10 protein-coding genes and 1 pseudogene are annotated in these 11210 nt (G+C 52.8%); 6 read left to right on the forward strand and 5 right to left on the reverse strand.

Annotation, left to right across the window (positions count from 1 at the left end; all coding sequences use genetic code 11):
- Positions 1-420 (forward strand): transposase (locus tag HMPREF2907_RS13420; protein WP_318258969.1); only part of this gene is annotated, 420 nt, incomplete at its 5' end.
- 236 nt (positions 421-656) lie between these two features.
- Here the strand turns inward: HMPREF2907_RS13420 and HMPREF2907_RS01365 are convergent.
- The 3 genes from HMPREF2907_RS01365 to acpP form a co-directional block, all read right to left on the reverse strand.
- Positions 657-1349, reverse strand: a complete 693-nt coding sequence (locus HMPREF2907_RS01365) for a hypothetical protein (protein ID WP_070679251.1) — start codon at positions 1347-1349, stop codon at positions 657-659.
- 179 nt (positions 1350-1528) lie between these two features.
- A complete protein-coding gene (fabF, locus tag HMPREF2907_RS01370) occupies positions 1529-2776 on the reverse strand; it encodes a beta-ketoacyl-ACP synthase II (RefSeq protein WP_070679257.1) in 1248 nt (415 codons plus the stop codon).
- A gap of 175 nt (positions 2777-2951) precedes the next feature.
- Positions 2952-3188, reverse strand: a complete 237-nt coding sequence (gene acpP, locus HMPREF2907_RS01375) for an acyl carrier protein (protein ID WP_039406310.1) — start codon at positions 3186-3188, stop codon at positions 2952-2954.
- Between the two features lie 455 nt (positions 3189-3643).
- Between acpP and HMPREF2907_RS01380 the strand changes: the two genes are divergently transcribed.
- Complete coding sequence (locus HMPREF2907_RS01380; RefSeq protein WP_070679260.1) at positions 3644-5086, forward strand: DUF389 domain-containing protein; 1443 nt, start codon at positions 3644-3646, stop codon at positions 5084-5086.
- 53 nt (positions 5087-5139) lie between these two features.
- Here HMPREF2907_RS01380 and HMPREF2907_RS01385 read toward each other — a convergent pair whose 3' ends face one another.
- Entirely contained in the window at positions 5140-6942 is a 1803-nt protein-coding gene (locus HMPREF2907_RS01385; protein ID WP_070679263.1) for a bifunctional chorismate-binding protein/class IV aminotransferase, read from the reverse strand.
- 166 nt (positions 6943-7108) lie between these two features.
- Between HMPREF2907_RS01385 and ppk2 the strand changes: the two genes are divergently transcribed.
- Complete coding sequence (ppk2, locus tag HMPREF2907_RS01390) at positions 7109-8038, forward strand: polyphosphate kinase 2 (protein WP_003766403.1); 930 nt, start codon at positions 7109-7111, stop codon at positions 8036-8038.
- 89 nt (positions 8039-8127) lie between these two features.
- Here the strand turns inward: ppk2 and HMPREF2907_RS01395 are convergent, their stop codons facing one another.
- Positions 8128-8439 (reverse strand): hypothetical protein, encoded by a 312-nt coding sequence (locus tag HMPREF2907_RS01395; RefSeq protein WP_070679267.1) that lies wholly within the window; start codon positions 8437-8439, stop codon positions 8128-8130.
- Between the two features lie 23 nt (positions 8440-8462).
- Here HMPREF2907_RS01395 and HMPREF2907_RS01400 point away from each other — a divergent pair, with 23 nt between their 5' ends.
- The 3 genes and pseudogenes from HMPREF2907_RS01400 to hutW all read left to right on the forward strand — a co-directional run bounded on the left by HMPREF2907_RS01400 (position 8463) and on the right by hutW (position 11030).
- The gene (locus HMPREF2907_RS01400) at positions 8463-8825 is read left to right on the forward strand and encodes a TonB-dependent receptor domain-containing protein (RefSeq protein WP_318258970.1); all 363 of its coding nucleotides are present in this window, start codon (positions 8463-8465) and stop codon (positions 8823-8825) included.
- Positions 8826-8934: 109 nt separating this feature from the next.
- Positions 8935-9000: pseudogene (locus HMPREF2907_RS13645) on the forward strand (transposase); the annotation flags it as partial.
- A 209-nt stretch (positions 9001-9209) separates the two neighbouring features.
- Positions 9210-11030, forward strand: a complete 1821-nt coding sequence (gene hutW / locus HMPREF2907_RS01405) for a heme anaerobic degradation radical SAM methyltransferase ChuW/HutW (protein ID WP_070679270.1) — start codon at positions 9210-9212, stop codon at positions 11028-11030.
- Positions 11031-11210: the final 180 nt, after the last annotated feature.

Here is an 11210-nt window from a genome sequence, read left to right on the forward strand (position 1 = left end):
CGCACCGATGAGGAAGGCTATATCGAGAAATTGCATATCACCCCCGCCAATACCCATGAGTGCAACCACCTGTTGCTTTTGCTGGAAGGTATAGCCGAAGATACGACCGTCTATGCCGACAAAGGCTATGACAGTGCGGAAAACCGGCAACACCTGAAAGAGCATCGGTTGTTGGACGGCATTATGCGCAAAGCCTGCCGCAACCGTCCGCTGACGGAAGTGCAAACCAAACGCAACCGATATTTGTCGAAGACCCGTTATGTGGTCGAACAAAGCTTCGGTACGCTGCACCGTAAATTCCGCTACGCCCGGGCAGCCTATTTTGGTCTGCTCAAAGTGAGTGCGCAAAGCCATCTGAAGGCGATGTGTTTGAACCTGTTGAAAGCGGCTAACAGGCTAAGTGTGCCTGTTGCCGCCTAAAAGGCGGTCGGATACCTGATTGATCAGGTATCCAAGGTGAATTACGGGGATATTTGAGTAGAATCAGTGGATATTTGAAACAAAAACAGCCGAAAATCTTTATTTGGATCTCGGCTGTCGGAAGGAAAGGAATTTTGCAAAGGTCTCTCCTTACCTTTAATCTATGAAAAACTAAACTTATGCAGTTTCGTTATATAAAAGGCCGTCTGAAACTGGATTTCAGACGGCCTTTGCGATTATTTCACAAACCGTACATCTGCCATAAACGGCCGTGTAGCGGCTGGGTTGGCGGAATAGAAGCGGGAGAAAGTGCTGTCGATTTTGGTCTGTATCGGCTTACCGTCCAATGTTGCCGATGCTTCCAATTTCACACCACCGCCACTGGTTTCGCCCAATTTCATATTTGGCAACGTCAGTTTGGCAATATTGAGTTTCACATTTTCCACTTTGGTATCGGGAGACATCTGCTGCTTGCCGACCGGACGGATTTTTTCACCCTCATCATGAGGCGCGGCACCACCGTTGTCGTCAACTACGCCGATATTAATCAATCTGGCAGACGCCAAATCCATCTTGCCGTTTTTGACCGGAATGCCGACAAACAGTTTTACGCCGCGATGAATGAACGTATTGTCCCGCCACTGAGTTTGGCCCTCTTTCGGCGGTTTGGTTTCTGCCGCCACCGAATAAGTGCGGCCCATAATCATCAATTTATAACCTGGAATTTTTTTCGAACCGAATCCATCAGTGATATCTTCGACCAGTTGCGGCGCAGTCAGGGTTTCGTTTGCCAAAATACGGGCTGAAGTTTCTGCCAGATGGGCAGGCTTGCCGTCTATGGTCAATGCCTGTTCATGGCCGAAATCAGACGCAAATGCAGGCACGGCGGCCAGTGCAGCGGCCAATGCTAGAATACGGATGGTTTTCATTGCAGACTCCTTAAAAATGTAATTGGGTTGATTACCCGATAAAATCCGGGCGATATTGGGAGGAGTCAATATTTTTATATAAATGATACAGATTATCAAGGATATTTGTATTTCAAAATAAAAAAGGCCGTCTGAAACCTAGTTTCAGACGGCCTTTTCAATCTACTTAAAACCTTCTATCAGTCTTTGAAGCGTTTGAATACCAATGTGCCGTTGGTACCGCCGAAGCCGAAGGAATTGGAAATGGCAACGTCGATTTTCGCGTCACGCGCTTCGTTGGCGCAGTAGTCCAAATCGCAGCCTGCTTCGATGTCTTGTTCGAAGATGTTGATGGTCGGCGGGGATTTTTGCTCGTGTACCGCCAACACGCTGTACAGCGCTTCCACGCCGCCTGCCGCGCCGAGCAAGTGGCCGGTCATGGATTTGGTGGAGTTGACGATGACTTTGCGGGCATGGTCGCCCAGCGCGCGCTTGAGCGCTTTGGTTTCGTTGGCATCGCCCAGCGGAGTGGACGTACCGTGTGCGTTGACGTAATCGACGTCTTCGGGATTCAGTCCGGCATCTTTCAGCGCGCGGGTAACCGCCAGCGCAGGGCCTTCTTCGTTCGGGGCGGTGATGTGGTAGGCATCGGAACTCATGCCGAAGCCGACGATTTCGGCGTAAATTTTCGCTCCGCGTTTTTTGGCGTGTTCCAGTTCTTCCAACACCAACACGCCCGCACCTTCGCCGATAACGAAGCCGTCGCGGCCTTTATCCCACGGACGGGAAGCGGTGGCGGGGTCGTCGTTGCGGGTGGAAAGGGCTTTCATCGCAGCAAAGCCGCCGACGCCCAAGAGGCTGATCGCGCCTTCGGCACCGCCTGCAATCATCACTTCGGCATCGCCGTATTTGATCAGTCGGGCGGAGTCGCCGATGGAGTGCGCACCGGTGGTACAGGCGGAAACCATGCCGTAGCTGGGGCCGCGGTAGCCTTTGAGGATGGTTACATGACCCGAAATCAGGTTGATCAGCGAACCGGGGATGAAGAAAGGGTTGATTTTACGCGCACCGCCTTCGATAACGGCTTTACCGGTGGCTTCGATGCTGGGCAGGCCGCCGATACCGGAGCCGATGTTCACGCCGACGCGGTCTTTGTCGAGGCTTTCCAATTCGTCCAAACCGGCATCGCTGATGGCTTGCAGCGCGGCGGCGATGCCGTAGTGGATGAACACGTCCATGCGGCGGGCTTCTTTGGCACTGATGTATTGGCCGATGTCGAAATCGCGCACTTCACCGGCGATTTGGCTGTTGATGTCGGATGCGTCAAAGCGGGTAATCCGGCCGATGCCGCTTTTGCCTGCGAGCAGGTTGCTCCATGCGGTGGCGACGTCGTTGCCGACCGGTGATACTTGGCCGAGGCCTGTGATGACTACTCTTCTCTGACTCATGATAATCTCGCTGTTGGTTTTCGGTAGGATGCGGCAAGATGCCGTCTGAAAATGATAATAGCGGTTCGGAATCGGATTCCTGACGGTTATTATAACGGATTTTGCCCCACATATATAAGGTAACAGCCTCTATTGCGCTAACGCAGCAGAGGCTGGGGATGTTTGGTGCGGCCGATTAGCCGTTGTGGGCGTTGATGTAGTCGATAGCCAGTTGTACGGTAGTGATTTTTTCGGCTTCTTCATCGGGGATTTCGCAACCGAAAGCTTCTTCCAAAGCCATAACCAATTCTACGGTGTCCAAAGAATCTGCACCCAGGTCGTCTTGGAAGGAAGATTCATTTTTGACTTCGGCTTCGCTTACGCCCAGTTGTTCAGCAACAATTTTCTTAACTTGTTGTTCGATGTTTGACATATCAGTCGTTCCTTTTGCCTTGCGGCGGGTTGTTTAAGAGAAATAAATTCGTCGGTATTGTACCGAGTTCGGATAGAGTTTTCCATCTAAGTCTGCATTCTAACACAGATTATTCTGGAAAAACCTGTTGTTGTGCATATTAGCATAGCCTGATTTTAACCTACAAGCAGGAATTTGTTTTGTTACGTATTAACATTAACATTATTAAAAAATTTCGATGTAAGTTGCGGATGAAAAATCAGGAATAGGATTTGAGGCAAGGTTTTTGCATATGCCGGTTCCGTGAAGGCTTCTGCAAGCTCTTCATTGCCAGCGTTTTTGGGTGCATGCTAACATACTGCGAGGTATCTGCTTAATCATATTTGAATTTAGTTATCACGCATAATTATCAGTATTCGAAATCCCAATTAATTAAATATTCAGAGACAATCGTTAAGATTGATTTAAGGATGAAAATGCAAGACCAAGAAAATATTAAAAACCAAGAAGAACAGGAAAACCAGCCAAAAGAGGACTATGATGCCATGACCAGGCTGCAAGACGTGTTCAATCTTGCGCATGACCAGGCCCATCCCGATAAAATTGATGCTGTCATCCGTGCCAATACCCGGGTGTCAGGAACCAATATGTGGGTATTGATGTTTGCGATTGCCGTGGCGAGCATCGGTCTGAATGTAAACAGCACGGCGGTAGTGATAGGAGCGATGTTGATTTCCCCGCTGATGGGGCCGATAGTCGGTATGGGTTACGGTTTGGCGGTAGGGGATACCGCGCTGATCCGTCAAGCGGTGCGCAATATCATTATATTCGTCGTCATCAGCTTGATTACGGCTACGTTGTATTTCCTGTTAACCCCGCTTAAAGAGGCGCAAAGCGAGCTTTTGGCGCGTACCCAGCCGACCCTTTGGGATGTATTGATTGCCTTCTTCGGCGGTAGCGCGGGGATTGTGGCGCTGACCCGAAAAGAAGGAGGCAATGCCATACCGGGTGTGGCGATTGCGACCGCATTGATGCCGCCCCTGTGTACTGCCGGCTACGGACTGGCACACGGAAACTGGCACTACTTTCTCGGTGCTTCATATCTTTTTGCCATCAACTGCGTGTTTATCGCTTTTTCCACTTTGTTGGTTTCCAAATTGCTCAAGCTGCCGCGCAGGGGGCTGGTAACCGAGTCCAAGCGCAGGCTGCAAAGTATTTTTATCACCGCCGTCGTACTTGCTGTCATGATTCCGAGCGGGTATATGGCTTCAGGGTTGGTGCGTCAGGAGATCTTCAACACCAAAGCCAATGCCGCGATCACCGCCGCGCAGCAGCAAGAAGGTTTTTTTGTTCTTCGTAAGATGTTGAACTATAGAGAAAACAAAGTCGGTCTGATCGTCAACGGAACGGGAAATGCCGAGAAAATTACCGCCCTGTTGGAAAAAAGCCTAGACGCGTCGGGTGTGAAAGAGCCGAAGGTCAACGTGGTCTATGCGGGAGGGAACGGCACCAAAATCGAAGAATTGCTGGCAAGCCGAAACAATTCTGTTCATCAGCAAAATGAGCTGAAAGAGCAGCAGGCCTATATCGATACCGTACTGGCAGGCAAAGCTTCCAGTATCGATGATGCAGCGGTACTCAAGGAATTAAAAGCCCAATATCCGGAAGCGGAAAAAATCGTTGTCGGACGCGGCTTGGTTTGGGAGAAAGCGCAAACAGAGCCTGTTTCCGAGCAGCCTGAAAGCGGCAAAAATACTAAATCGGAAACAGGCGAACATGACGATATTGTCGTGGTTTCGCTCGAATTTAAGGAGTCTTTGCCTGCCAAAGACCGCGAACGCTTACAGGCGTGGTTGAACCAGCGTTATGAGGGTAAGGCCGTGCGCATGTTTGTGAACACTCAAGTTTCAGATATATAACCCGTTTCACAAATACTCCGCCTGTCGGCTTTATCCGTTTTCAGGAAATAATTTTATTCTTTAACGACCAAATCCGCCTCAAACACGCCCCTCAAGGCGTTGGAGAGGCGGATTTCTTCGGTGTGTTCCAGCATGTCGCGGGTGATGTGCGTTTCGATGACTGCGTTTGCGCCCAAGTAGGTTTGCGGCTGCTGCAACACGGCTTGGCGCATGACGCCGTTGAGGATGTCTAAATCCAGAGACGGGGTGAGCCATTGTCCTTGGTATTTGACGAACACGTTGCTTCTGCCACCTTCGAGCAGGAGGCCGTCTGAATTGAAAAACAGGCTGTCGAACGCGCCTTGTGTTTCGGCGGTTTGCCATGCTTGGTCGTACAGGGCGCGGCGGGTGGTTTTGAAGCGGCGCAGGTAGTCGCGGCGCGGGAGGGGTTGCGGGGCGGGGATGATGCGCTGCGGGGCGGGCAGTTCGGCGGTGGCGGCATGGCTGAGGATGAGGCCGTCTGAAACGAGTTCGGCTTTCAGGCGAAAGAGGCCGTCGGGCAAGTCGGCGATGTATTGCCGGATTCGGGTTTCGCCATCGTCGGGCAGGGGCAGGTTGAGGGCTTGGGCGGAGGTTTTCAGACGGCCTAAATGCAGGTCGAGCAGGCGGCATTGCCTGTTTTCCACGCGCATGGTTTCGAAGATGCCGAAGGCGGGGCGCAGTTCGTTGAGGAAACGGGCTTTCCAGCCGCATTCGCGATATTCGGCGGCGGGATCGCTGTCGATGACGATGCCGGAACCGACGCCGTACACTCCGTGATAGAGGTCGTCTGAAATCGGGTCTGAAACGGGTTTGAGCGACAAGGTGCGGATGACGACGTTGAATATGCCTTCAAACCCCAGTCCGCCCGCGCAGGGTTTCAGGTAGCCGATGCTGCCGGTGTAGAGGCCGCGGGGTTCAGCTTCGAGCGATTCGATAATCTGCATGCTCATGCGTTTGGGCGCGCCGGTGATGCTGCCGCAGGGGAAGGCGGAGCGGAGGATGTCGGCGAACGAGGTGTTTGGCAGGGCTTGGGCTTGGATGGTGCTGGTCATCTGCCAGACGTTGCCGAAACGCGATACTTTGAACGGCTCGGGCACGCATACTTTACCGGTTTGGGCGATTTTGCCGAGGTCGTTGCGCAGCAAATCGACAATCATCACGTTTTCGGCACGGTTTTTCGGGTCGGCTTGCAACTCGGCGGCGCGGCGTTCGTCTTGACCGTCGCCCAAAATCGGCGCGGTGCCTTTCATCGGTTCGGTGCTGATGGTGCCGTCTGAACCGATTTTGAGGAAGAGTTCGGGCGAGAAACACAGCGTCCACGCGGATTTCCCTGCCGCATCGGGCAGGTGGGACAAAACGGCATAGGGGACGGGCTGGCGCAGGCGGCGGTAGAGGCTGACGGGGTTGCCGTAGGCTTGCAGGTGCAGGCGGGTGGTGTAGTTGATTTGATAGGTGTCGCCGCGCCGGATGGCTTCGTGGATTTGACGGATGCGGTCGAGGTAATCGGCTTCGGATACGGAGGATTGCGGTGTGGAAATACCGGCGGGGAGGTCGTCTGAATTTTGGGCAAGCCAGCTTGCGGCATCGATGTCGGCGCAGTCGGCAAACCAGTGCAGGGCAAGGTTGCCGCCGCGTTCGGACGCTATCCCCATCAGCGGCAAACCGAATTCGTAGTCTGCAAACAACACCGAATGCAGCCCTTTTTGCCAGCCCTTTTGCAGCGTATCGTTTAGCGAATCCAGTTCGTTATGATGGAAAAGGCGGCTTTCCACATGATTTTGATAGAGTTTTGCGCGGCCGCTCACGGCATCGTCAAACAGGGCGAAATAGGGCATGGCTGTGGTGCAAATAGCCTGATTATACGCTGGTTTTACACAAATTAGCAGACCGAGCCGAAAAAAATGGCGCAGTGTAATTTTATGTAGTCCGCTGAGGGGCAAAGGAGTAGAATCAAACCATACCACACCATATCATTTCAAACTTAATCAATAAGGAGACCCTATGGCAGATCATCAGTTAGAACCGTTTGAAAACGTTGAATTGGGCGAAAAGCAAGACCAGTTGCAAGTTTTCGAAAAAGCCGTTTTGGAACACGAAGGACGCGGTACGGACGAAGATTCCGGCAGCGCGCCGCTCCCCGCCAACTACCCCTACAAACAACGTATGCGCCGCGCCGCATACGAAAAAGAAAAACAAAAGCTGCAAATCGAATTGCTGAAAGTGCAAAGCTGGGTCAAAGATTCCGGCCAACGCATCGTCAGCCTGTTTGAAGGCCGCGACGCCGCAGGCAAGGGCGGTACCATCAAACGCTTTATGGAACATTTGAATCCGCGCGGCGCACGCGTTGTCGCACTGGAAAAACCGACCACCACCGAACGCGGCCAATGGTATTTCCAACGCTACATCCAAAACCTGCCGACCGCAGGCGAAATGGTATTCTTCGACCGCTCATGGTACAACCGCGCCGGCGTAGAGCGCGTGATGGGCTTCTGCGAACCCAACGAATACCTGCTCTTCATGCGCCAAACCCCTGAATTGGAACGTATGCTCGTCGCCAGCGGCATCCACCTCTTCAAATTCTGGTTCTCCGTATCCCGCGAAGAACAACTGCGCCGCTTCATCTCCCGCCGCGACGATCCCCTGAAACACTGGAAACTCTCCCCCGTGGACATCCAGTCGCTCGACCGCTGGGACGACTACACCGAAGCCAAAAACGCCATGTTCTTCCACACCCACACCGGCGACGCGCCTTGGGTCATCATCCGTTCCGACGACAAAAAACGCGCCCGCCTCAACTGTATCCGCTACTTCCTGCATCAGTTGGACTACCCGGGCAAAGACGTGAAAGCCATCGGCAAAGTGGACGAAAAAATCGTCCTCGTCCCCGATACGCGCTACAAAGAGAAAACCGTCGATATCGGTCACGACTGATTGAGCGGTCAGCCGTTTGAGCAGTAAAAAGGTCGTCTGAAAACCTGAAATATAGGTTTTCAGACGACCTTTTATTTGTGTGGTAAAGGTCATGGAGACCGGCTGTCGTAAAAGACAGGCTGGCCACCGAAACCGACCAAGCCTATCTCAATGCCAATCCCGACGGCACGGCAACCCGCTTCAACGATTCTGCGCTCACACCCAGCCTGCGCTTGAGCGTACCGATGGGCGAGCAGTTCATCAGTTTCACCAGCTGAGACCTTTGCAATAACATGAGTTATTAAAATTTTATGCTCAATACCATTTTCAAAATGAGAAACCTCCCTGATTTCTTCTATTTTTTTTCTCAATATCAGAAAGGTTTTAGCCAATTGAAGATTTTTTAGCACATTTTTATGCATCAAATTTTGTTAACAGACTATTTTTGCAAAGGTCTCCAGCTATTTACTTCCGTACGCCGCTGGATTCCGCCTACCCGCTCAACGGCGTTTTGGGCGTGGACTACGCGCAAGAAAAATGGGGCGTTGATACCAAACTGCGCTGGTCGAAAAAACACAGCCGCGTCAGCAGCGACAGCGTTTTCCAAGCGCCGGGCTACGGCGTATGGGATGTCGGCGCGTGGTACAAGCCGTCTAAAAACGTCGGAATCGGCGCGAACATTTACAACATCGGCAACAAAAAATACTGGCAACACGCAGACGTCGCCGGCATGAGCCGCTCAAGCGTGATGGACTTGTACACCGAAACCGGCCGCAATTTCGCCGCCCGCGTGCAGCTTAAGTTTTAACATGAACCCAAGAGGTCGTCTGAAAACAAGCCATGAGTTGAATGCCTCATCACTAAGGCCAAAAGCAAACCAAACCTTTGATTTCTCAGACGACCTCAAACCATTCCACCAATATAGTGGATTAACTTTAAATCAGGACAAGGCGACGAAGCCGCAGACAGTACAGATAGTACGGTACCGATTCACTTGGTGCTTCAGCACCTTAGAGAATCGTTCTCTTTGAGCTAAGGCGAGGCAACGCCGTACCGGTTTAAAGTTAATTCACTATATTTATTCACCTGCCGACACTGTTTATGTTCCATTTTCCCGCTCCATCATCCTTGACACTGTCTGATGACAGTGATTTAATTTCCTAATATGATTAATAATCATTTTTAATCAAATATGGAAAAGCAGATCGTTTGGACACCGCGCCAATCCGCGCCTAAAGCCTTTCCCGAACGGCAGGCGTTGATGCCGATATGGGGCGGCATACCGATTCCCCGTCCGCAATGGCAAAATATTTGGCGGCAGAAGCTCCCCCATGCCGCCGATTCCGACGCGCTTGCCTATCTGCACATCCCCTTCTGCGCCAACCACTGCGTGTTCTGCGGCTTCTACCGCAACGCGTGGAAAGAGAGTTACAGCAGCGTTTACACCGACAAAATCATCGAAGAAATGGCGGCGGAATCCGAAATCCGCCAAGGCAACGGCAAAATCCGCGCCGTCTATTTCGGCGGCGGCACGCCCACCGCGCTGCAAACCCCGGACCTCGCCAGACTCATCCGCGCCTGTTACCAATACCTGCCGATTGCCGACGACTGCGAGTTCACCATCGAAGGCCGCATGAGCCATTTCGACATCGAAAAAGCCCAAGCCTGCATCGAAGCGGGCGCCAACCGCATTTCCATCGGCGTGCAAACTTTCGACACCGCCATCCGCCGCCGCCTCGGCCGCAAACACGGCGGCGACGAAGCCTTTGCCTATCTGGAAAAACTGTGTGAAATCAATGCTGTAATCGTTGTCGATTTGATGTTCGGCCTGCCCAACCAAACCGACGCCGTTTGGCAAAACGACCTCAAACGCGCCACCGCCCTGCCTTTGTCCGGACTCGACACCTACGCCTTCAACCTCTATCCCATGCTGCCCATCAACCGCATGGTGGAAAAAGGCGCATTTCCCGCCCCGCCCGGTTTCGACGTTCAGGCAGACCAATACGCCTACGCCGTCGAAATGCTGGCGCAAAAAGGCTGGAACCAAGTCAGCAACAGCCATTTCGCCTATCCCGGCCGCGGCGAACGCAACCGCTACAATACCCTAGTTAAATCTAATATCCCCTGCTGGGCGTTCGGCTCCGGCGCAGGCGGCAACTTCGGCGGCTTCAGCTATCAGGTGCAGGGCGATTTGGACAGCTACCTCGCCACCCCGAAAGGCGAAAAAAACATCGCCTTCATGAGCGGCCACAGCCCGAACAAAACCCTGCTCGGACAAGTGCAGCACGACATGGAAACAGGCCGTCTGAATCCCTCGCTGTTTGACGGCAACGCCGCCGCGCAGAAACTGATTGCCCAATGGCAGGCAATGCAACTCTTTGAAGAACAAGGTTCGGACGGCCTCATCCGCCTGAACACCAGCGGCCGCTACTGGTCGCCCACCCTCATCCGCAAACTCATGCTCACCCTCCCGACCCAAGAAAAGGATCAAACCATGCAAAAACTTTCATCCGAACAACAAATCATGTTGCGCCAATCATTGGAAAAAAATCCCGGCCAAGTGCTCGAAATGCTCGCCGCGCAAAACCAATGCAGCTTTGAAGACGTCATCCGCTGCCTGCCCGAAAACTGCATCCGCCAAACCGAAGGCAGCCGCATCGTCGAAATCCTCCAAGCCGTCGCCGCTTGGGACGAAGCCGTCACCTTCATCGCCCACACCCCCGACGCCATCGTCGAAGTTACCGGCAAACTGCCCGGCGGCAAAGTCGGCCGCGGCTTCTACAACTTCGACCACCCCGAAACCGACGGCGGCGTACACGGTCATATCTATTACGAAAACTGCGCTGCCATCTACCTTTTGGAACGCCCGTTTATGGGCAAAGCCACCTGTTCGCTCAACTTCATCAATCGCAACGGCGGCGCCATGTTCAAAATCTTCGTCGGCCGCGACGAAGCAGGCGAACTCAAACAACACCAAATCGAAGCCATGAGAAAACTGTTCGAGGCAGCTTAAACAGGTTTCAGACGACCTTTGCCCGAAACCGATAGAAATTGCCGCATTCCTGCACAAACGAAACCATCTTTCGGCATCGTAAATAGCCGATGAAATTCGACAGGCTGCCTGCAAGATTGGCGTTTGCTCCAAAGTAAGCTTGCGCTTACCGCCCTCTCCCTAACCCTCTCCCACGGGGAG

Origin of the sequence: Neisseria sp. HMSC055H02, assembly GCF_001813335.1 — a bacterium.
In the GTDB taxonomy this organism is placed as follows: domain Bacteria; phylum Pseudomonadota; class Gammaproteobacteria; order Burkholderiales; family Neisseriaceae; genus Neisseria; species Neisseria sicca_C.

Excerpts from the sequence above, each read along its gene's own strand:
- HMPREF2907_RS01395 (WP_070679267.1), bottom strand. The coding sequence starts at position 8,439 with ATGCATAAAAATGTGCTAAAAAATCTTCAATTGGCTAAAACCTTTCTG.
- hutW (WP_070679270.1), top strand. The coding sequence starts at position 9,210 with ATGGAAAAGCAGATCGTTTGGACACCGCGCCAATCCGCGCCTAAAGCC.
- fabF (WP_070679257.1), bottom strand. The coding sequence starts at position 2,776 with ATGAGTCAGAGAAGAGTAGTCATCACAGGCCTCGGCCAAGTATCACCG.
- HMPREF2907_RS01385 (WP_070679263.1), bottom strand. The coding sequence starts at position 6,942 with ATGCCCTATTTCGCCCTGTTTGACGATGCCGTGAGCGGCCGCGCAAAA.
- ppk2 (WP_003766403.1), top strand. The coding sequence starts at position 7,109 with ATGGCAGATCATCAGTTAGAACCGTTTGAAAACGTTGAATTGGGCGAA.
- HMPREF2907_RS01365 (WP_070679251.1), bottom strand. The coding sequence starts at position 1,349 with ATGAAAACCATCCGTATTCTAGCATTGGCCGCTGCACTGGCCGCCGTG.
- HMPREF2907_RS01380 (WP_070679260.1), top strand. The coding sequence starts at position 3,644 with ATGCAAGACCAAGAAAATATTAAAAACCAAGAAGAACAGGAAAACCAG.
- acpP (WP_039406310.1), bottom strand. The coding sequence starts at position 3,188 with ATGTCAAACATCGAACAACAAGTTAAGAAAATTGTTGCTGAACAACTG.